Here is a 20,734-nt window from a genome sequence, read left to right as displayed (position 1 = left end):
CTCGTCTATATTTGCCTGAGCAAAGGCATGGATGCCGCCCAATGAGCTGCTTTGACAATTGCTCAGGCAGTATAATCAGCCCAATAGAGGGGGGCCTTGCGTTGCGTTAGTCGAAACTCATGACCCGTCAAAATAAGGCATCGCCCTACATGTAATGATTGCAATTTTGAGTATAAAATGGGGCAATGCTAGCACTGCGGAGCTATGCTAAGCTCTTATCTAACTTTTCATCAGCCTGCGGCTCGCCTTACTTTTCAAGGATGAAAAGTAAGCAAAAATCCTTTATTGAACTGACATTACGTCCTTGTAATGCAGTTCAATGGGCGACATCCATGTCGCCTTTGCTCTAGTAAACTTTTACGAGCGTTTAGATTCTGGTTTTACAAACAGCAAAGATTATCGAGTGATTAAACAAAAAAAGTTATTTTGTTTCATTCTTTGCCTCTAGACTTTTAGCAATATTTTCAAATCACTTTAAATGTTTATCCAACAGCTCATACATCGCTTCAAGACTTTGACGCTCAGCTTCAGCGTTATAACCTAAGTCAACATTGTTGGCTTTAGCACGTTCATCAGCAAGTGGGTTACTAAAACCATGCTTTGCGTCTTCAAAAATAATCACGTCGTGATCAACGCCTGCATCATGCATTTCCTGACGGAAGCTTGCGACATTGTCTAAGGTCACCATGCTGTCCAACTCACCATGTAGCACTAAAATCTCGGCTTTAACTTTGCCTTTCTCAGCAGGGGCTTTAGGACTCAAGATGGCATGAAAGGTTGCAACTGCTTTGAGATCTGCACCTGAACGAGCTAAATCCAATACCACTTTACCACCATAACAGAAACCGACTGCTGCAAGTTTATCTGCATTGACTTCTGCTTGAGCTGCTAAAGTTTCTAAGCCTGCTTGAGCACGATTGACGATGGTATCTGCATGCTCAAAAGTTTGATTCATCCATTCTGAAGCTTGGGGTACAGCCGTGGTCACTTTTTTATCGCCATACATATCAATTGCTAGAGCAGCAAAACCATGTTCGGCAAGCTCATGTGCGCGTTGCTCAGTGTATGCATTACGCCCCCACCATTCAGGTGCAACAATCACGCCTGCAACAGGCATATCAATTGCGGGTGCAGCGAAATAACCAATTAAGAGTTGACCATCGGGAGCGGTATATTCAATTTCACGGGTGTTAATCGGGAAGCTCATTCTATAATCCTGATCTGTATTTTTAGAATGCATTGATTAAAACATAAAAAGGATGGCAGCGTAAAAACAGAATAAATACGCTTGTTTTAGCGGCGATTAAAAATAAAAAAGAAGAATACCAAGATTCTTCTTTTTTATTTTTTGGGTAAGTCAGATAACTAGACTTTACCTCTAGATATAAACCCAACGATTGCTAAGATGACAGCAACAACCAATAAGATGACTGCGAAATCTTTGGATAAACCTGCCACACCACCAAAACCTAATAAACTGGCAATGAGCGCGATTACAGCAAAAATAATGGCCCAACGGAACATGTCGTGTTCTCCTAATTTTTCGTTATGAGTCCACTATAGCGTGTGTTTTTTAAGCGAAATGTGGTGTTTATGTGGTTTAAATGTTTAATACTTAAAGAAGTGTTAAATGAGTTAAAAGAGATTGGGCCAAGTTGAGCATGGATGAATGCTATAATGCAAAGCTCCTTTAAAATTGAAACAACTGGTATGTCCGTCGAATTGCGCCCCAACTTTTGGAAACAATATCCGCTTGATCAGCTCAGCAATGCGGAGTGGGAAGCATTGTGTGATGGTTGTGGTTTATGTTGTCTGGTCAAGTTAGAAGACGAAGAAACCGCAGAAGTGGCTTATACCAAAGTGTCGTGCAAATTGTTGGATTGTAAAACCGCGCGTTGTTCAGATTACCCCAACCGTCAGCAACAAGTGCCTGACTGTATTCAGCTGACACCTGAGCGGCTCAGTACGATTTCTTGGTTGCCGCCAAGCTGTGCGTACCGTCGTTTAAGTGAAGGCAAGAATTTGCCGTCTTGGCATTACCTCAATACAGGTTCGCGTCAAAGTGTGATCAAGGCGAAGAAGTCCGCAGCCGGGCGTTGTATTTCAGAAACTGAAATTGATGAGGAACAGATTGAAGATTATATTGTGCGTTGGATACGCTGATCTTTACCTAGGCAATCAAGAAAACTCAGTCATCATAACAACAACACTTTTACAGTATTTTTATGAATGCAATTCCCTAAGATAAGAATAAAAAGAGGGAGATATGCCGTGAATAAACTGTTGATGACACCTGTGTTATACAGTGGCATTTTATTTCTGGTCGCTTGTGGTGCCAACGAAAGCAATTCCAAAACGCCAGAGCAGAATACAGCCCAACATGCTTCGAGTCAGAGCATTGCGCAAACGTATCGAACTGAGTCTGTGGCCGAATTCGATGAACCTTGGGCGATCACCAAGTTGCCTGATCAACGGTTATTGATTACGGAACGCAAAGGAAAATTAAAATTATTCGATCCTAAAAGCAAATCCAGTATCAATATAGCTGGTGTTCCAACAGTGAGTTATGGTGGGCAAGGCGGTTTAGGCGATATTATTTTACACCCCGATTTTCAGCATAATCACGAGCTGTATTTGAGCTATGCCAGCAAAGGGCAAGCTGGATATGGTGCGGAGATTGCACGCGCCACGCTGGATTTATCCAATCCTGCACAACCCAAACTCACCGATTTAAAAACCATTTGGCAGCAAGTGCCTAAGGTCTCAGGACAGGGACATTATGGGCATCGTATGCAATTTGGACCAGATGGCAAACTGTGGGTCAGCTCGGGCGAGCGGCAGAAATTTGACCCTGCTCAGGATTTAAAAAGTAATTTAGGCAAAGTCTTGCGCTTGAATGAGGATGGAACTGCTGCGGAGGGGAATCCATTTTATCAACAGGGTGGCGTCACTGCTGAAATCTGGTCTTTAGGCCATCGTAATCCACTGGGTATGGCATTTGATGCGCAAGACCAGTTGTGGGTGGTTGAAATGGGCCCTCAAGGCGGTGATGAGTTGAATCGTATTGTGAAAGGTGAAAATTATGGCTATCCCGTGGTTTCAAATGGAGATCATTATTCGGGTTTGCCCATTCCAGATCATCATACCCGTCCAGAATTTAAAGCTCCTGCAATTGATTGGACGCCTGTGATTTCACCGTCCAGCATGATCATTTATTCAGGTCAGCAGTTTCCTTTATGGCAACATAAGGCTCTCATCGGTGGTTTATCTTCGAAAGCCGTTGTGGTGGTGGACTTGAAATCTGAACCTGTGCGAGAAGTACAACGGCTCGATATGAAACAGCGAATTCGTGGGCTACAGCAAGCCACGGATGGTTCGATTTGGGTCATCGAAGATGGTCCGCATGCCAAGTTACTGAAACTCAGTGCCAATTAAATTTTAACTAACAGTGAAATAATCCATGAATCAGCCGAATACCTTTTCTATGACTTTAAAAAAACTATGTTTACTGACAGGATTAGTGTCTAGCAGTTCAGCACTTTGGGCAGGAACTTTGACGGAGCAACAAGTTCAAAAAATTGTAGATCAGCAGTTCAAGCCCTTGTTAGCACAGTATAAAATCCCTGGTATGGCGGTTGCAGTCACATTGAATGGCAAGCATTATTTCGTGAATTATGGGGTAGCGTCGAAACAAAGCCAGCAACCCATTAGCAACCATACCTTATTTGAACTTGGCTCGGTGAGTAAGACCTTTAATGCAACTTTAGCGGGTTATGCACAAGCACAAGGCCAGCTTTCATTTGCTGATCATCCTGCCAAATATTTCCCTGAACTCAAGAACACTGCGGTGAATCGTGCCACCTTACTGAATCTCGGCACCTATAGCGCAGGTGGTTTTCCTTTGCAGTTTCCTGATCAGGTGACCCAGCCACAGGATATGGTCAAGTATTTTCAAACATGGCAACCAAAGACCAAAGTTGGTGCGGCAAGACAGTATTCCAATCCAAGTATCGGCTTGATGGGCTATGTCACGGCATTGGCGATGAAGAAACCCTATGCTGAATTATTGGAGCAAACCCTTTTCCCCCAATTGGGACTAACACACAGTTTTATTCAGGTACCTGAGCAACAGATGCAGCACTATGCTTGGGGCTATAAAGCGGATCAAGCCATGCGTGTATCGCCAGGCATGTTGGATGCCGAAGCCTATGGTGTGAAAAGTAGCAGTGCGGATATGCTGAAATTTCTGGATGCACAGATCAACCCGCAGCAGTTAAAACAGCCGCTTCGCAAAGCAATAGAGAACACCCATGTGGGGTATTTTAAAGTCGGTGCGATGACACAAGGCTTGGGATGGGAACAATATGCATATCCTGTGAAATTAGAGACCTTGTTAGAAGGTAACTCCAGTAAAATGGCCTTAGAAAGCCATACTGCGCTCGCGGTTAAACAACCAAAAATTGCTTCAGCAGCAACGTTCTTTAATAAAACAGGATCAAGCAATGGCTTTGGTGCGTATGCAGCCTTTATTCCACAACAAAAAATCGGGATTGTCATGTTAGCCAATACCAATTTTCCGAATCAAGAACGGATTAAAGCCAGTTATGGCGTGATGCAGCAATTGATTCAAGTGAACAGCGCGCAATAGAATGTCGCATGTCTACAGATTCAAATTGTAGATTTGTGTCAGACACAATAGACTAGGGTAAAAGATCATAAAGCCAGTGATGATGTCAGATACGCATATTCCTTTACCTGAACGCTTACGCCCTCGTGACTTATCCGAAATTATTGGACAAGATCATTTGCTAGGTGAAAACGCCCCTTTACGTCAGATGATTGATCAAGGGCACTTGCCTTCAATCATCTTCTGGGGCCCGCCAGGCGTCGGGAAGACCACGATTGCATTGTTATTGGCTCAAGCTGTAGATCGTCCTTTTATCAGCTTATCTGCGTTGAATACGGGCGTAAAAGAGCTTCGTGAAGTGATTGCGGAAAGTGGTGACTTGTTGACACCTGTGGTCTTTATTGACGAGATTCATCGCTTCAATAAATCTCAGCAAGATGCCTTACTCAATGCGGTTGAGAAAGGCAAAATCACCTTGATTGGTGCAACCACTGAAAACCCATCTTTCGAGGTCAATAGTGCGTTGCTGTCCCGCTGTCAGGTCTATACCCTGAATAGTCTGGATGCAGATGCCATTCAAACCTTACTGAATAAAGCCATTCAGAGCGATAAGTTCTTGAAAGAGCGTTTTATTCAGATTGAAGAATACGATGCCCTGATTCAATTCGCTGCGGGTGACGCACGTAAGGCGCTCAATCTGATTGATCTGATTGCCAGTACCTTTGAGCCGGATATTGAAAATATCGTGACCAATGCGATTGTGGTCAAAGTGGCGCAGCAAAATATTGCCCGCTATGACAAATCGGGTGAGCAACATTATGATCTGGTTTCGGCATTTATCAAATCTATTCGTGGCAGTGATCCAGATGCGACACTGTACTGGATGGCTCGGATGCTGAAAGGTGGTGAAGATCCAGTCTTTATTGCGCGTCGTATGCTGATTGCTGCATCGGAAGACATTGGTAATTCAAATCCAAATGCCCTGTTACTGGCAGGAGAATGCTTCCGTTCAGTACAAGCGGTAGGGATGCCCGAAGCACGAATTATTTTGGGGCAATGTGCAGTTTACTTGGCGACCAGTCCAAAAAGTAACAGTACCTATTTAGCCATTAACCGAGCGTTGGAGCTGGCAGAAAAAACTGCAAATCTTCCTGTGCCATTACATCTGCGCAATGCACCGACCAAGTTAATGAAACAGCAAGGTTATGGGGTGGATTATCTGTATCCGCATAATTATCCAGAGCATTTTGTGTTGCAGGACTATTTGCCGCCTGAACTACGCGGTACCAAGTTGTATGAGCGAGCCTTAAATAAACGTGAAGTTGAAGGTGAACGTTTACAACAGCGTCGTTGGCAGCAGGAACAACAACAGCAGTAAGCGAATAATCTCGGATATTCCCTCATTTTAAATTTTCCAAAGCGAAGTTCTGTTTTAAAACGAGGGGATTTTGCTTTGGTCTAAACTTTCTATTTGTATAAAAATGAACACAAAAAAAGCGACACTGGTTGGATTGATTGCGATCTTGTTATGGAGTTTGATTGTTGCTTTGATCAAGGAGGTCAGCAGTCATTTTGGCGCAGTGGGCGGTGCAGCACTGATTTATACACTGGCCTCAATTTTCCTGTTTTTCTCGGTCGGTTGGACCAGTCTCAAAAGTTTTCCCAAAGCTTATTTAATTTGGGGCAGCATTTTATTTGTTGCCTATGAGGTTTGCCTGTCTCTGTCGATTGGCTATAGCAGTAATAATCGACAGGCGATTGAAGTGGGCATGGTCAATTATTTATGGCCAACTTTTACCATGGTGGCCGCAATTGTGTTTAATCAGCAAAAGGCCAATTTTCTCATTATTCCTGGTTTTGTATTGTCGTTATTGGGGATCTGCTGGGTACTTGGTGGTGAGCAGGGCTTTGACCTCGCTGGAATGATGCAAAACATACAGCACAATCCACTCAGTTATGGGCTGGCATTTATTGGAACCTTGTTATGGGCGGCTTATTGCACGCTCACTGCTAGAATCGCCAAGGGCGTGAATGGCATCACTTTGTTCTTTATTCTGGTGTCGGTGGTACTTTGGATCAAGTATTTCTTGATGGGTGGGGCAGCGTTTCATTTCGATTGGCCATCTTCAATTTCATTGTTTTGTGCGGCAGCAGCGATGGGCTTTGGTTATGCAGCATGGAATGTTGGAATTCTGCATGGCAATGTGACTCTATTGGCAGGCGCATCTTATTTTATTCCAGTTTTATCTGCTTTTTTCTCAGCCATTTTACTTAGCACGCCACTGACAATTTCCTTTTGGTATGGCGCATTTATGGTGTGTTTGGGCTCAATTCTGTGCTGGATGTCGACACGAGCAAAGCACTAAATCGAAGTCGGGTTTGAGCTGAGTGTGAAGTGGAGATACACCTCAGTAGTCACTGTATTTTTGTAAGTGACCACTAGACACTGTAGATAAAAGGTCGCATCATCCCGCCTATCAAGGATGATCAAGCTCCACCATGACCACAAACAAAATTAATGCTGCGGAAAGTATCCGAGGTTTGGCATGTCTCGCCGTTGTGTTGTCACATCTATCACTGACTTTCTTTCCGCAACTGCATAATTTTGATGTCAGTGCGGTGCCGCAATATGATTTCTTTGCACAGTTACATCATTCACCTTTGGCTTTTTTCTATTCAGGTACAGGTGCTGTTTTTGTATTCTTTGTTTTAAGTGGATTTGTACTGACCTTATCCAGTTTTAAAAAGCAAAATACGGCGGCCCAACTGAAAACCTCCTTGATTAAGCGCTATCCGCGTTTGGCTATTCCTGCTTTTATCTCCTGTGTGATTGCCTATCTGGTTTGTTTTGTACCCGTTGATGTCTCCCATGTTTCAGAATGGGGGACTGCATTGGCCAACCCACATCCACAACTGCGTACCGCATTGTATGAAGGCAGTATTGGTGCATTCTTATTTGGAGACTCCAGCTATAACTGGGTGCTGTGGACCATGCAAATTGAGTTGCTTGGGTCGTTGGTGATTTATCTGGCCTGTTATTTTTATGGCAAATTGCCGATTCTTTGTGGCATCTTTTTGCTGTTCAGCGTGATCACGGCTTATACGATCTCGCAAACGGTCTTGTTGGGCCTGCTCAGTTTTATTCTGGGGATGGGGCTATTTCTTTATGCGGTAGAATTAAGTACGACGATTTCAATCCTGTTGTTTCTAATCGGGCTATATTTTTGTGGTGCACATAACAGCAGCGCCAGTTATCAGGTTTTTACCCAGTTTTTGGGTGAACAAACTTATGATTACCTCAATTTCCTTGGCGGTTTTTGCATTGTGTATGCTGTGCTGAAAGGCAAGTGGTTAGCGCAATTCTTTGATCAGCGTTTTCTAGTGTTTCTCGGCAAGATTTCATTCTCGATTTATCTGATCCATCTTGCTGTGATTTATGCTTTGGGTATTCCATTGTTTAATCTATTCCACGTGCAATTACAGCTGTCTTATCTCAATGCAGCTCTGTTGGCGAGTATATTGACTGTGCTGCTGAGTGTTGCATTGGCACAACCTTATAGTCGTTATGTTGATGATATTGCGATTAAAGCATCGAATAAACTGGCAAAAATGTTTTAACTGATCTGCCAGATCTGTGCATGTCAGAGGTTACAGCATAGGAAAAAATTGACCAATCATTACAAAAATAATTCATAAATGCTTTCTATCACCTGCGGAATCCGTTTTAATCAAAAAAGACATAATAAAAATATGGATTTCAATATATGAACCGCACTTATCTGAATCGATTGACGTTATTCACTTCTATATCAGTGGCGATCGCAGGCTGCGCGACGACATCAATGCCAATCGCACCCACTGAACAGCTGTTTTATGGCGGCTCGATTTTAACCATGTCGGGCAATGCACCTGAATACGCAGAAGCACTTTTAGTGAAAGATGGCAAAATTCGTTTTGTCGGCTCTAAGCAGCAGGCTGAACGCTTGGCGGATAAAAATGTTCAATCTATTGATTTAAAAAATAAAACTTTATTGCCGAGCTTTATTGATGCACATAGCCATGTGAATATGGTTGGTTTTCATCAAATGGTGGCTAATCTTTACCCGATGCCTGATGGTCAAGTGTCTGACATAGATTCGCTTGTGAAAGTATTAAGCACATGGAAAACGCAAAATCCAACTGTGATTAAAACCATGGGCGGTTGGATCTTGGGCAATGGCTATGATGATGCACAATTAAAACAGCAACGTCATCCGACGGCAACGGATCTTGATCGTGTATCTAAAGACCAGCCCGTGATGATTTTGCATCAATCTGGGCATTTGGCTTCGGTCAATCATAAAGCACTTGAGCTGCTCAATATCAATCAAAATACGCCAAATCCAGAGGGTGGCGTGATTCGCCGTGAAGCCAATTCTAATGTGCCCAATGGTGTGTTGGAAGAGTCCGCTTTATTTACAGCGATTGGCTCAATCTTTAAAGATGTACCACCTGCGGTGATGTTTCAGATTGCAGAAAAAGGTATTGATGCCTATGTGAAAAATGGGTTTACCACGGTACAAGAAGGACGTGCTGATCAAGGCACCACTGAAATGTGGCATGCTTTAGCCAAGCAGAGTCGATTGCCAATCGATGTTGTTTCTTATCCCGATATCACCACCAGCCAAGACTATATGCTGAAACAGGGCAGTAGTCGCCAGTATGATCATCATTTCCGTATTGGTGGCGTCAAAATTAGTTTGGATGGTTCACCTCAAGGTAAGACGGCTTGGCTCACTCAGCCTTATTTAGTTCCACCTGAAGGCAAAGATAAGACCTACAAGGGCTATCCTGCGATGAGCAATGATCAGCAGGTCAAGGACTATATTAATGTAGCGTTTAAGCAAGGCTGGCAGGTACTTGCGCATGCCAATGGTGATGCGGCGATTGATCAATTTATTGGGGCTGTGAAAGATGCCACAGCAAAACAAGGCCAAGCAGATCGACGCAGTGTGTTGATACACTCGCAAACTATTCGTAATGATCAGTTGGATCAGCTCAAAGCACTTGATATTATTCCGTCATTTTTCTCCTTACATACTTTTTATTGGGGGGACTGGCATCGCCAGCAAACCTTAGGTGAAAGCAGAGCTGCACATATTTCACCAACAGCGACGGCTTTAAAAAAGAATCTGATCTTTACTGAGCATCATGATGCGCCCGTTGTACCACCAAGCAGTATGATGATGCTGGATGCGACGGTAAATCGAGTAACGCGTAGCAATTATGTCTTAGGCGCAGAGGAGCGAGTAAGTCCTTATCAGGCATTAAAGTCGATGACAGATTGGGCCGCTTATCAATATTTTGAGGATCAGACCAAGGGCACTTTAACGCAGGGTAAGCTTGCTGACTTGGTGATTTTGGATCAGAATCCACTGACGATACCAAGTCGACAAATTAAAAATATTAAGGTACTGGCAACCTATAAGGAAGGCAAACTGATTTATCAAGATTCGAACAATTAAAGACATAAAAAACCGAGCTAGATCGCTCGGTTTTTTTAATTATTACCAACGATAATTGATTTTGCCGTAATAGAACGCGCCATTAAACCCAAAAGGCGAGAACTGGCTATAAGGCAAACTACCGCCAGTCGGCTGGTTAATATCATAGACATCTTTATCAGGATAAACATCGGTAATATTGTCGCCACCGACGGTAAAGTTCCAGTTCTGATATTGGTAAGAAAGTGCTAGATCCAGTAACCATTTTGCCGAGAATTTCTGGTCTTTGGCTTCGCCTGCATTGCTAAATGTTTTAAAGCTGCCATAGCGCGTGACATTGGTATTCACGCTAAAATTTCCGAGCTTATAATCATTGGCCAAGCTCAATTTATGTTCAGGTGTACTACCGGCCAATAAACCGTATTGCTCGCGACGATCAAGCCGAGTGAGGTTAATACCCAACGCATCTAAGATAGCTGGGTTTCCATCCACATGGGTCACTTTATTTTTATTGTAGTTATAGGCCAGTGAGGTATTCAGTTCCCCATAAGGCAATACATTCCATTTATAGGTGGCAACTAAGTCAACGCCACGCGTGCGGGTATCGCTGGCATTGTTGAAATAACGAATGGTGCTGAAGTTGGTGTCAGTAATGCCTTTTGAATTCAGGTATTGCCGAACGGCAGCACTGCTGGCACTGATATTGGAAGACAGACTAATTCGATTATCAATGTCGATTTGATAAGCATCCAAAGTCACATACAGTTGATCGGTTGGGGTAAAAACAAAACCAACACTGTAGTTTTTGGATTTCTCTGGTCTAAGCTCTTCGGCACCCAATAGTTGAGCAACTTGAGACGTCGTTGGGAAGGTGCCTGCTTCAGCAAATTGACCATTGATCAGTTGTGAAGAGGTTTGGGCAAAGTATTGCTGGGCAAGACTCGGCGCGCGGAAACCTGTAGAGGCACTACCACGTACCGCAATTGCGGGATGAATCGCATAACGCAACGATAGTGATGCATTATTGGTACGGCCAAAATCATTGTAATATTCATGACGATACGCGGTAGATGCTGAGAGTTTTTCGGTTAAATTGGCTTCTAAATCAAGATAGGCGGCATAACTATCTCTTGACCATTCACCTGCATCGGCTGATCGATAACCTGCGAGCCCTGAAGAACCACTTTTATAATAGGACGCGGGATCACCTGCTTGAATTTGATATTTCTGATTTAGATATTGTGTCCCAAACGCAACATTCAGTGGGCTGGCTAGTGCTGCAAGATTGAACTCTCGAGAAACATCGAAATTCACCACAGTTTGAGCATTCTTCAGTGTGCCATTTTGAAAGCCGAAAGGGGTTGCGGCTGTATCTTTATAGAGATCGACGTTGATGGTCTTGGTATCGATATCATAACGATTCAAGCCATAGTTCACCGAGGCGTCGTAATGCCACTCTGACCAATCACCTTTTAAACCGGCAACCATACCAAAATCATCGAGTTGTCCTTGTATGATCGGTAGATAGCCATTGGGAAACAGGGCTGGCACATTATTAGAGGCATTGCTTAAACGGTAGAATCCAGCAGTTTCTGCATTGCGATGGCTATAGGTTGCAAAAGAATATAGTTCAGCATGATCACTGAGGTCATAACCTAAGTTAAAGGCTGCTTTGACTTCATCGGAATCTGGGTCGCCAAAACGGAAAGTTTTTTGCCCATAGGTCGTTGAGGTTGGATCACGCAAGTCAGGCCCTGCACGATTGGTGGCTTGGCTATCTTGCCATTCACCACTAAAGATTGCATAACCGTAATTATTCAGTTTGGTGCCACCTGAAACAAAAGACTGTTTTTGTTCACCATCACCTTTGTCATAAATCCCGTATTTGATGCCTGCCTCATTCTGCTTGGGATTGGATTTCAAAATAATATTAATCACACCTGCAATTGCATCGGAGCCATAACGTGCCGATGCACCTTCACGCAGTACTTCGACACGGCTAATTGCTGAAATGGGAATTGTATTTAAGTCAGTAGGCGCAGAACCCCGACCAATGGTACCGCCCAGATTAATAAAGGCACCTGTGTGGCGACGTTTTCCGTTGACCAAAACCAGCACCTGATCAGGTGCAAGTCCTTTTAGCTGTGCTGGTCGTACCAATTCAGTGCCATCGACGACTGTAGGACGGGGAAAGTTAATCGAAGGAATAATCCTTGATAATGCTGTGCCGAGTTCATTGGAGCCAGTACGTTCAGTGAGTTCTTTGGCACTAATTACGTCAATCGGCTGTAAGGATTCTGTTTGGGAACGATTGTTGGTCCGTGTTCCTGTCACCACAATTGTGGCCAGGGTTTTCACTTGTTCAGGTTCTTTCGGATGGTTTTCAGCTGCATGCGCATTGCTATAAAGGGCAAGTAGAATCAGGCTAATACCCAGACTTAAAGGAAAATTTTTTAAAATAGGCGTATTCATTTTGATCTTCTGACTCAAGTTCTGTAAACATTTGTGAACATGGTAGGAGGATCAAAAAAAAATCAAAAACAATATAAAAACATAAGATTAGAATAAAACTCGCAAAGCTATTTCTATGAATTTTAAGTTGATGATTTATATGGTGTTGATATTTAAAATGAAGTTGCTCATTTTTGAATAGGCAATAAAAAACCAGCCCGATTGAGCTGGTCTTTTTAAGCGTGTTAAATGCTTAGATAGACTTAGATATTGTCTAAGTTAATGCCTAAACGTGCAGCAACTTCTTCATAAGCTTCAACCACACCACCTAAACCTTGGCGGAAACGGTCTTTATCAAGTTTTTTCTTAGTGTCTTTGTCCCATAAACGGCAACCATCTGGAGAGAATTCATCACCCAGTACGATACGGTCATGGAATACGCCGAATTCAAGTTTGAAATCAACCAGAATCATATTACCTGCGTCAAATAATGCTTTAAGCACATCATTCACTTGGTAAGTGAGTTCTTTCATTTTTTCAAGTTGTTCCGCTGTTGCCCAACCTAAAGCAATTGCTTGAGATTCGTTCACCATTGGATCGCCAAGTGCATCATCTTTAAAGAATAATTCAAATGTTGGCGGTGTTAACTCTTTGCCTTCTTCAACGCCTAAACGACGGCAAAGTGAACCAGCAGCATAGTTACGAATGACACATTCAACAGGGATCATTTGAAGTTTTTTAACCAATACTTCAGTTGGAGAAAGTAACTTCTCAAAATGCGTTTCGATACCCGCTTCAGCCAGTTTTTCCATGATGAAGGCGTTAAAACGGTTGTTGACCTTGCCCTTACGATCGAGTTGCTCAATTTTTTCGCCATTAAATGCCGAGGCATCATCACGAAAGACCAAAATCAGGTGATCAGCGTTATCTGTCTCGTATACAGATTTTGCTTTACCAGTATAGAGCAAGGTTTGTTTTAACATGGAGGAACCTTTTGAAAAATATGCCTAGTAAACGACTAGGCTGGCCAATTTTGGTAAATCTGGGCTAACACTTCAGTTGCAACTTTAGGATCGGCAAAGGTAGTGTCGAGTTTGAAGAGGGCAATGGTATTGCTTGAGCCAACAGCAGAAAGCTTCAATACATAGCTTTGATTGTCGACCTGAATGGTTGCCTCATAGCCATGATCTGCTTGAGAGATGACTTTGTAGTTGAGGCTGCTGACCGTTGCAAAGGTATATTGCCAAGCACTTGCTGTTGGACCTTCCACTTTAAGTAACGGATTTTTATTGCCATCCATCACCAGTTGTGGACGACCCAAGCTGGTTGCTGTCGCTTCAGTAGTATTGGTTGCGGCTTGCATTGACTCTGGGCGAGGTAATGCGTAACGGTTGCCAGTCTTGCTCTCAAATGTTGGCGCATGCTGAATCGCAAGTGGATCAACCGTTGGTGCTGGATACAAAGGCGTGAATGGTCTTACCGTTGCATTCTCAGGGAACTTGAGTGGTTCAAGCGCTTGCGCTTTTTTATAATCTAAAGAATGATTATTGAGGGCAAAACGACCACAACCAGCCAAACTTAAAGCTGAAATGACTAGGACAACACCAAGACGTAATTGCATCATAAATTGCTCGTATTAAATAATGCCCGCAGTTTTTAAATCTGTGCGGAGCGGTTCACGATATTGTTCTGCGAGAGCGGTTAGTGGCAGGCGTAAACCTGTACTAATGTATCCCATCTCATGCAACGCCCATTTCACAGGAATTGGGTTTGATTCGCAAAACAAAATATTGTGTAGATTTGCAATTTGTTGATTCAGACTTTGCGCTTTTGCTTTATCGCCCGCCAAGGCAGCTTCACAAACTTCGCTCATTTGTTTTGGCGCAACATTGGCTGTAACCGAAATATTACCTTTGGCACCCAATAAAATCAGTTCCCAAGCAGTTTCGTCGTCGCCCGAGTAAACCGCGATTTTGTCGTTTAAACCTTCGATGAGGGCTTGACCACGTGGTACATCACCTGTTGCATCTTTAATCCCAACAATGTTTTTAAGATCGGCAAGACGAATGACTGTCTCATTTTGCATGTCGACACCAGTACGACCTGGAACATTATAAAGAATTTGTGGAATATCAACTGCTTCAGCGATAGCTTTGTAGTGTTGATATAAGCCTTCTTGTGTTGGTTTATTATAATATGGCGTAACGAGCAACGCTGCATCAGCACCGAGTTCTTTGGCTGCTTTAGTGAGTTCGATTGCTTCGTGAGTTGAGTTTGCACCTGTACCCGCGATAATTGGGATGCGTTTATTGGCTACACGAATCACTTCTTTGATGACCTGTGTGTGCTCGTCCATGCTTAATGTAGACGCTTCGCCCGTTGTGCCAACAGCAACAATACTATGTGTACCTTGTTGGATGTGCCACTCAACGAGCTTCTCAAGGCTCTTCCAATCTACGCGACCATCTTCAAACATAGGGGTGACGAGTGCGACAATTGAACCTTGAATATTCTGTGCTAGCTGAGTCATTTTAAAAAACTATCCTATTTTCCCATCCGAGATTGAATTAGTTGAAACGAAATATTGGATGGTTGCAGTATTTTGATTCGCCGTTCAATAATGAATTCGATTGAATGACAATTATGCAAATTATGACTGATCGGCGGCATAAGAACAATATGCTTTAGTCAAACAGCCGAAAACTTTCATTCATCTTTGTCCTGAATGATTTTCATCTTATGAAAAGTTGACGGATGGCTAGTCAGACGATGATAGGCAGCGTATGGTGTAGCAAGAAGCGATCTAGATTGAATAATGAGATGCAGACAGACTCGAAACGCAGCGCCCTAATTGTCGTCGACGTACAAAATGGATTTACCTCTGGTGGAAACTTGGCAGTCACTGCGGCTGATCAGATTATCCCACTCATTAATCAACTGGCGCGCCAGTTTGAAACAGTGGTGCTAACGCAAGACTGGCATCCCGATCAGCATATTTCTTTTGCCGACAATCATGAAAATAAACAGCCATTTGAAACCATTGAATTGCCGTACGGAACTCAAGTGTTATGGCCAAGACATTGTGTACAGGGCACACATGATGCTGAATTTCACCCTGATCTTGATATTCCAACGGCACAATTGATTATCCGTAAAGGCTTTCATGCCGAGATTGATAGTTATTCTGCCTTTATGGAAGCGGATCGCAGAACACCGACGGGTCTTAAGGGCTATTTAACCGAACATCAAATTGATACGGTCTATATCGTGGGTATTGCTACAGACTTTTGTGTAGCATGGACAGCCTTAGATGCCGCACAAATGGGATTTAAAACCTATGTGATTGAAGATGCCTGTAAAGCCATTGATTTAAATGGTTCGTTGCAAAATGCATGGCAAAGTATGTTAGAGCAAGGGATTCGGCGCATTCAATCGACTGCAATTTTGCCATAAGCTTGAGCTGCTTGATCTAAAGGCGTTAAACTTCTAAAACTGATGTATCAGCATCAGTGAAACCGTGACTTAAGGCAAAATTGAGCATTTTATGACAGTCGAACTTGATGATTTTGATCAGAAAATTATTCATCATTTACAAATGAATGGACGTTTGGCCAATCAGGAACTCGCTGAATTGGTGGGTTTGTCGACCTCACAATGTTCACGCCGTCGCGTTAATCTCGAGCAGAAAAAAATTATTACAGGCTATTATGCACAAATCGCATTGAGTGCAGATCCAGCACCGATTATGGGCATTATTGAAGTGAAATTGCAGAATTACCATGATGCAACGCATGATCGTTTTGTTGAATTTCTGATGCATGAGCCTGCGGTGAAAGATATTCATAAACTGACGGGGAGTTATGATTTTGCCCTGAAAGTTGCGGTTAAAAACTTGGATGAAATGGTTAAGCTGATTGGGATTCTGTCTTCACAAAATTTTGGGGTGAGTAATCTGAATACCTCTATCGTACTTGAAAAGTTAAAAGAAAACGGGATTGCGATTAAATAAATACAAGCTTGATCTGCTGAAATCACATTCAAAATAACAGGGCTAGTCAAGTAAAAGGGATTGATTATTCGAATTGGCGTATTTTGAATATAAATTGCATTTATGGCAAAAATATAAGAATAAATTGCGAAATATTAATAAAAATGATCAAATATGCCATGTCTTTCTTTGAAAGCATTCTCTCCCTTCTGTTGTTCTCCTATTGAGTTGTACTGTTATGAATACCGATCAGAATGTATCTTTGGTCAGTCCAGTCGTGCCTATAATCGACCAACACTCCAAGATTGAAGATGCATTGGCAATGTTGATTGGGACATTTATTCTTTCTTTTGCCATGACGTTACTCCAGCAAGCAGGGATTATGACGGGTGGTACAGCGGGCTTATCTTTATTGCTGCACTATATTACCGACATTAAATTTGGTGTTTTGTTTTTCCTGATCAATATCCCATTTTACTATTTCGCCTATAAAAAAATGGGTGTTGCGTTGGTGGTAAAAACTTTTATTGCAGTTGCATTATTGGCTGGTTTTACTGAAATTATTCCGCAATTTTTTCATCTTTCGGATGTAAATCCAATTTATGCGACCATTTTTGCCAATGTGTTGATGGGGGTAAGTTTTTTAATTCTGTTTAGACATCGTTCTAGTCTAGGAGGCATTAATTTACTGGCGCTGTATTTGCAGGAGCGCTTTCACATCGCAGCAGGAAAAGTACAGTTGGGTATCGATCTGATCATCTTATTGGCTTCATTGTTCTTTGTGGATTGGAAATTAATTCTAATTTCAATTTTAGGTGTGATTATTCTCAATTCGATTGTTTTACTAAATCATAAAACCACTAGATACGTGGCTTAAACCTAAGATTTTTATTCTAATTCACTAAAAATATAATGAAAAACTCGAAGAAGGGCGAACCCTCCTTCGAGTTAAAATATTATTCTACCGTTACACTCTTGGCAAGGTTACGTGGCTGATCGACATCAGTACCGCGTAAAACAGCAACATGGTAAGACAACAGCTGTACCGGTACGCTATAAACAATTGGCGCTAACCATTCATTTACCGCAGGGATATGTACAACATGTTGACGGTCTTTGCCATGAATACCGCTGTTCTCATCTGCAAAAACAAATAGTTCACCACCACGTGCCTGTACTTCTTCCATATTCGATTTGAGTTTATCGAGCATGTCATCTTGAGGTGCCAAAATAACCACTGGCATTTCATTATCCACCAAAGCAAGTGGACCATGCTTCAACTCACCCGCTGCATAACCTTCGGCATGAATATACGAAATTTCTTTCAGTTTCAATGCGCCTTCAAGTGCGATTGGGAAGTGTGTTCCACGGCCCAAGAATAAGCAGTGATTCTTCTCAACAAACAATGCCGACAAACGCAGAATTTCAGTATCACCTTGTAAGGTATCTAAAATCACTTTCGGGCAGTGCCATAATGCAGTGGTAATTTCATTCAGCTGGGCATCAGATAAGCGATTTTTGACTTGACCAACTTTCAGGATTAATAACATCAATGCCGCAAGTTGCGTGGTAAATGCTTTGGTTGAAGCAACCCCAATTTCAGGGCCAGCAAGGGTAAGCAAATGATGATCTGTTTCGCGAACCATTGATGAGGTTGCAACGTTACAAATCGTCATGGTGCTGATGTCAATGTTGTTTGCCTTGGCACGTTTTTGGGTTTCACGTAATGCAGCTAATGTATCGGCGGTTTCACCAGATTGTGAAATACAGATATACAAGGTATTGGCAACAATTACAGGCGTGCGATAGCGGAATTCACTGGCAATTTCAACTTGGCAAGGCACACCAATCAGTTGTTCAAACCAATATTTGGCAATCATCCCTGCATGGTAACTGGTACCACAGGCAATGATTTGGATTTGCTGAATTTTATCAAAATCAGCATTGGCATGGCTGAGGAAATCTTCACGTAAGCTGTTGCCATTCAATGCTTGAGAAATGGTTTGTTGAATTGCTTCTGGTTGCTCGTAAATTTCCTTGAGCATGAAGTGCTTATATTCACCCTTAGATACATTGCTAACGGTTGCATCTAACTCTTTGACTGGACGCTCAACACGTTGACCCTTTGCAAAGACTTCAATGCTGGTACGTGTTAGGCGAGCGATATCACCTTCTTCTAAATACACGAAGCGATTGGTGACGGGCAATAAGGCCAATTGGTCAGAGCTGATAAAGTTTTCACCAATACCTACACCAATTACTAATGGTGAACCTTCACGAACAGTAATCAGTTCATCTGGATGTGCAGTGTGAACAATCCCTAATGCAAAAGCACCTTTTAGCTGAGGAATGACTTTCTGTACAGCTTCCAACAGGCTATAGGTTTGCTTCAACGCATCATTGACAAGGTGCGCAACAACTTCGGTATCGGTTTGTGAACTAAACACATAGCCTAAAGCTTGTAGTTCATCTTTGAGTTCTTGGTAGTTCTCAATAATCCCGTTATGAACGACAGCCACATTGCCTGAAACGTGCGGATGCGCATTATTTTCAGTCGGTTTACCGTGGGTTGCCCAACGTGTGTGCGCAATCCCGACATTTCCAGTTAAGTGCTGTTCTGACACCGCTTCAGCCAAGTTAGCAACTTTACCAACACGACGTTCACGTAAGATTTTTTGATTATTTAATAAAGCTAAGCCTGCAGAGTCATAGCCACGGTATTCAAGGCGTTTCAGTCCTTCAATAAGAATATCTGTTACACAACGTTCAGCAACGCCACCAACAATACCACACATAATTTTATCCTCTTATTTTTTCAGCTTTTGGGGACGTTGATAATTTGCTTTTTCAAACTGTTTTGATCGTTCGACAGCTAAACTATGCTCAGCCACATCTCGGGTGAGTGTTGATCCTGCACCTGTTGTTGCGCCTTGACCAATTCTGATTGGTGCAACCAATGAGTTATTGGTACCAATAAATACATTGTCTTCGATAATAGTACGATGTTTATTCGCGCCATCATAATTACAGGTAATGGTTCCTGCACCAATATTACAGCCCGCACCAATATCAGCATCACCTAAATAGGTGAAGTGATTGGCTTTGGAACCGAGTCCGATATTTGAATTTTTCACTTCAACGAAGTTGCCAATATGCACTTCATTGGCAAGATTGGCACCTGGACGTAAACGCGCGAAAGGACCAATTTGAGCACTTTCACCAACCACTGCATTTTCAAAAATGCTATAGGCTTGAACTTTAGTGCCCGCAGCAATACGGGTATTTTTTAAAATACATCCTGCGCCGAGTTGTACGTTATCGCCCAGTTCACAGTCACCTTCGATGATGACATTGACATCAATTTGTACGTCTTGACCGCATTTTAAACTACCACGTAAATCAAAACGATTTGGATCAATCAGGTGAACACCTTGTAGCATCAATTCTTTGGCTTGCTGCTGCTGAAATTGGCGTTCCAAGGTAGCAAGTTGTAAGCGGTTATTCACACCTTCAACTTCAAACGCAAGCTCTGGTTCAACTGAGGCAACTTCTAAGCCATCTGCAATTGCCATCGCAACAATATCGGTGAGGTAGTATTCACCTTGCGCATTTTCATTTGAAAGTTGAGGCAACCACTCATGCAGTTTTGCATTACTGACACAATAAATGCCTGTATTAAATTCTTTAATTTGGCGTTGTTCTTCGTTGGCATCTTTATGTTCAACAATGGCCTGAATTTTGCCATCTTTGCGAACAATACGACCATAGCCTGTTGCATCATCTACAGTGAGCGTCACTAAGCCAATGCCTGTTTGAGTTGATGCATCCAATAATTTTTGTAGCGTATCTGCCTGAATACAGGGTACATCGCCAGATAAAATCAGTGAAACACCTTCTTGCGGTAAAACAGGCAAAGTCATTTGCACGGCATGGCCTGTTCCGAGTTGTTCTGCTTGTTCAACCCATTCAATTTGTTCAGCAGCAAAGTTTTGTTTAACCAGTTCGCCGCCATGTCCATAAATGGTAATAATATTTTGGGCATGGAGTTTTTTTGCTGTCTGAATCACATGTCCAAGCAGTGGACGACCTGCCAGTGGTTGTAATACTTTTGGTAGTTGTGAACGCATTCGCGTTCCTTTCCCTGCTGCAAGAATAATAACAGTCGTTGACATAACTAACTCTAAT

The 20,734-nt window shown here is 42.6% G+C and carries 18 protein-coding genes; 10 read left to right on the top strand and 8 right to left on the bottom strand.

The window, feature by feature from the left end:
- Positions 1-469: 469 nt before the first annotated feature.
- Positions 470-1,207, bottom strand: coding sequence for a dienelactone hydrolase family protein (locus F887_RS00190; protein WP_005297705.1), 738 nt, complete (start codon positions 1,205-1,207; stop codon positions 470-472).
- Between the two features lie 158 nt (positions 1,208-1,365).
- The gene (locus F887_RS18425; RefSeq protein WP_004776391.1) at positions 1,366-1,524 is read right to left on the bottom strand and encodes a DUF1328 domain-containing protein; all 159 of its coding nucleotides are present in this window, start codon (positions 1,522-1,524) and stop codon (positions 1,366-1,368) included.
- A 186-nt stretch (positions 1,525-1,710) separates the two neighbouring features.
- On the opposite strand from F887_RS18425, the gene F887_RS00200 reads away from it, so the two are divergent.
- The 7 genes from F887_RS00200 (at position 1,711) to F887_RS00230 (ending at position 10,131) form a co-directional block, all read left to right on the top strand.
- Entirely contained in the window at positions 1,711-2,163 is a 453-nt protein-coding gene (locus tag F887_RS00200; protein WP_032863226.1) for a YcgN family cysteine cluster protein, read from the top strand.
- A gap of 108 nt (positions 2,164-2,271) precedes the next feature.
- Complete coding sequence (locus F887_RS00205; protein ID WP_005297701.1) at positions 2,272-3,435, top strand: PQQ-dependent sugar dehydrogenase; 1,164 nt, start codon at positions 2,272-2,274, stop codon at positions 3,433-3,435.
- Positions 3,436-3,460: 25 nt separating this feature from the next.
- Positions 3,461-4,648 (top strand): class C beta-lactamase, encoded by a 1,188-nt coding sequence (gene ampC / locus F887_RS00210; RefSeq protein ID WP_005297698.1) that lies wholly within the window; start codon positions 3,461-3,463, stop codon positions 4,646-4,648.
- Positions 4,649-4,730: 82 nt separating this feature from the next.
- A complete protein-coding gene (locus tag F887_RS00215) occupies positions 4,731-6,005 on the top strand; it encodes a replication-associated recombination protein A (RefSeq protein ID WP_171067499.1) in 1,275 nt (424 codons plus the stop codon).
- Positions 6,006-6,108: 103 nt separating this feature from the next.
- The gene (yddG, locus tag F887_RS00220) at positions 6,109-6,993 is read left to right on the top strand and encodes an aromatic amino acid DMT transporter YddG (RefSeq protein WP_032863031.1); all 885 of its coding nucleotides are present in this window, start codon (positions 6,109-6,111) and stop codon (positions 6,991-6,993) included.
- Between the two features lie 133 nt (positions 6,994-7,126).
- Positions 7,127-8,245: an acyltransferase family protein gene (locus F887_RS00225; protein WP_005297692.1), complete on the top strand. Its 1,119-nt coding sequence runs from the start codon at positions 7,127-7,129 to the stop codon at positions 8,243-8,245.
- Between the two features lie 146 nt (positions 8,246-8,391).
- Positions 8,392-10,131: an amidohydrolase gene (locus tag F887_RS00230; protein WP_005297690.1), complete on the top strand. Its 1,740-nt coding sequence runs from the start codon at positions 8,392-8,394 to the stop codon at positions 10,129-10,131.
- Between the two features lie 42 nt (positions 10,132-10,173).
- Here the strand turns inward: F887_RS00230 and F887_RS00235 are convergent, their stop codons facing one another.
- From F887_RS00235 to dapA, 4 genes are all read right to left on the bottom strand, one after another.
- Positions 10,174-12,582, bottom strand: coding sequence for a TonB-dependent receptor plug domain-containing protein (locus tag F887_RS00235; RefSeq protein ID WP_005297688.1), 2,409 nt, complete (start codon positions 12,580-12,582; stop codon positions 10,174-10,176).
- Between the two features lie 242 nt (positions 12,583-12,824).
- Positions 12,825-13,544, bottom strand: coding sequence for a phosphoribosylaminoimidazolesuccinocarboxamide synthase (gene purC, locus F887_RS00240; RefSeq protein WP_005186090.1), 720 nt, complete (start codon positions 13,542-13,544; stop codon positions 12,825-12,827).
- Between the two features lie 35 nt (positions 13,545-13,579).
- The gene (locus F887_RS00245) at positions 13,580-14,182 is read right to left on the bottom strand and encodes a hypothetical protein (RefSeq protein ID WP_005297687.1); all 603 of its coding nucleotides are present in this window, start codon (positions 14,180-14,182) and stop codon (positions 13,580-13,582) included.
- A 15-nt stretch (positions 14,183-14,197) separates the two neighbouring features.
- Positions 14,198-15,091 carry a 4-hydroxy-tetrahydrodipicolinate synthase gene (dapA, locus tag F887_RS00250; RefSeq protein ID WP_005297685.1) on the bottom strand — a complete coding sequence of 298 codons (894 nt, stop codon included), beginning with the start codon at positions 15,089-15,091 and terminating at the stop codon, positions 14,198-14,200.
- A gap of 290 nt (positions 15,092-15,381) precedes the next feature.
- Between dapA and pncA the strand changes: the two genes are divergently transcribed.
- From pncA to F887_RS00265, 3 genes are all read left to right on the top strand, one after another.
- Complete coding sequence (gene pncA / locus F887_RS00255; RefSeq protein ID WP_005297683.1) at positions 15,382-16,014, top strand: bifunctional nicotinamidase/pyrazinamidase; 633 nt, start codon at positions 15,382-15,384, stop codon at positions 16,012-16,014.
- A gap of 91 nt (positions 16,015-16,105) precedes the next feature.
- Positions 16,106-16,570 (top strand): Lrp/AsnC family transcriptional regulator, encoded by a 465-nt coding sequence (locus tag F887_RS00260; RefSeq protein WP_005147848.1) that lies wholly within the window; start codon positions 16,106-16,108, stop codon positions 16,568-16,570.
- Between the two features lie 217 nt (positions 16,571-16,787).
- Entirely contained in the window at positions 16,788-17,426 is a 639-nt protein-coding gene (locus tag F887_RS00265) for a YitT family protein (protein WP_005297681.1), read from the top strand.
- Positions 17,427-17,505: 79 nt separating this feature from the next.
- On the opposite strand, the gene glmS is transcribed toward F887_RS00265, so the two are convergent.
- Positions 17,506-19,344, bottom strand: a complete 1,839-nt coding sequence (gene glmS, locus F887_RS00270) for a glutamine--fructose-6-phosphate transaminase (isomerizing) (RefSeq protein ID WP_005297679.1) — start codon at positions 19,342-19,344, stop codon at positions 17,506-17,508.
- A 12-nt stretch (positions 19,345-19,356) separates the two neighbouring features.
- Positions 19,357-20,721 carry a bifunctional UDP-N-acetylglucosamine diphosphorylase/glucosamine-1-phosphate N-acetyltransferase GlmU gene (glmU, locus tag F887_RS00275; protein ID WP_005297678.1) on the bottom strand — a complete coding sequence of 455 codons (1,365 nt, stop codon included), beginning with the start codon at positions 20,719-20,721 and terminating at the stop codon, positions 19,357-19,359.
- Positions 20,722-20,734 lie beyond the last annotated feature (13 nt).

The sequence above is a fragment of the Acinetobacter sp. NIPH 2100 genome (assembly GCF_000369805.1).
Lineage (GTDB): Bacteria > Pseudomonadota > Gammaproteobacteria > Pseudomonadales > Moraxellaceae > Acinetobacter.
This window is presented reverse-complemented; position numbering and strand designations above follow the sequence as displayed.

Excerpts from the sequence above, each read along its gene's own strand:
- F887_RS00260 (WP_005147848.1), top strand. The coding sequence starts at position 16,106 with ATGACAGTCGAACTTGATGATTTTGATCAGAAAATTATTCATCATTTA.
- glmS (WP_005297679.1), bottom strand. The coding sequence starts at position 19,344 with ATGTGTGGTATTGTTGGTGGCGTTGCTGAACGTTGTGTAACAGATATT.
- purC (WP_005186090.1), bottom strand. The coding sequence starts at position 13,544 with ATGTTAAAACAAACCTTGCTCTATACTGGTAAAGCAAAATCTGTATAC.
- ampC (WP_005297698.1), top strand. The coding sequence starts at position 3,461 with ATGAATCAGCCGAATACCTTTTCTATGACTTTAAAAAAACTATGTTTA.
- F887_RS00215 (WP_171067499.1), top strand. The coding sequence starts at position 4,731 with ATGTCAGATACGCATATTCCTTTACCTGAACGCTTACGCCCTCGTGAC.
- F887_RS18425 (WP_004776391.1), bottom strand. The coding sequence starts at position 1,524 with ATGTTCCGTTGGGCCATTATTTTTGCTGTAATCGCGCTCATTGCCAGT.
- glmU (WP_005297678.1), bottom strand. The coding sequence starts at position 20,721 with ATGTCAACGACTGTTATTATTCTTGCAGCAGGGAAAGGAACGCGAATG.
- F887_RS00245 (WP_005297687.1), bottom strand. The coding sequence starts at position 14,182 with ATGCAATTACGTCTTGGTGTTGTCCTAGTCATTTCAGCTTTAAGTTTG.
- F887_RS00200 (WP_032863226.1), top strand. The coding sequence starts at position 1,711 with ATGTCCGTCGAATTGCGCCCCAACTTTTGGAAACAATATCCGCTTGAT.
- F887_RS00235 (WP_005297688.1), bottom strand. The coding sequence starts at position 12,582 with ATGAATACGCCTATTTTAAAAAATTTTCCTTTAAGTCTGGGTATTAGC.
- F887_RS00230 (WP_005297690.1), top strand. The coding sequence starts at position 8,392 with ATGAACCGCACTTATCTGAATCGATTGACGTTATTCACTTCTATATCA.
- F887_RS00225 (WP_005297692.1), top strand. The coding sequence starts at position 7,127 with ATGACCACAAACAAAATTAATGCTGCGGAAAGTATCCGAGGTTTGGCA.
- yddG (WP_032863031.1), top strand. The coding sequence starts at position 6,109 with ATGAACACAAAAAAAGCGACACTGGTTGGATTGATTGCGATCTTGTTA.
- F887_RS00190 (WP_005297705.1), bottom strand. The coding sequence starts at position 1,207 with ATGAGCTTCCCGATTAACACCCGTGAAATTGAATATACCGCTCCCGAT.
- dapA (WP_005297685.1), bottom strand. The coding sequence starts at position 15,091 with ATGACTCAGCTAGCACAGAATATTCAAGGTTCAATTGTCGCACTCGTC.
- F887_RS00265 (WP_005297681.1), top strand. The coding sequence starts at position 16,788 with ATGAATACCGATCAGAATGTATCTTTGGTCAGTCCAGTCGTGCCTATA.
- pncA (WP_005297683.1), top strand. The coding sequence starts at position 15,382 with ATGCAGACAGACTCGAAACGCAGCGCCCTAATTGTCGTCGACGTACAA.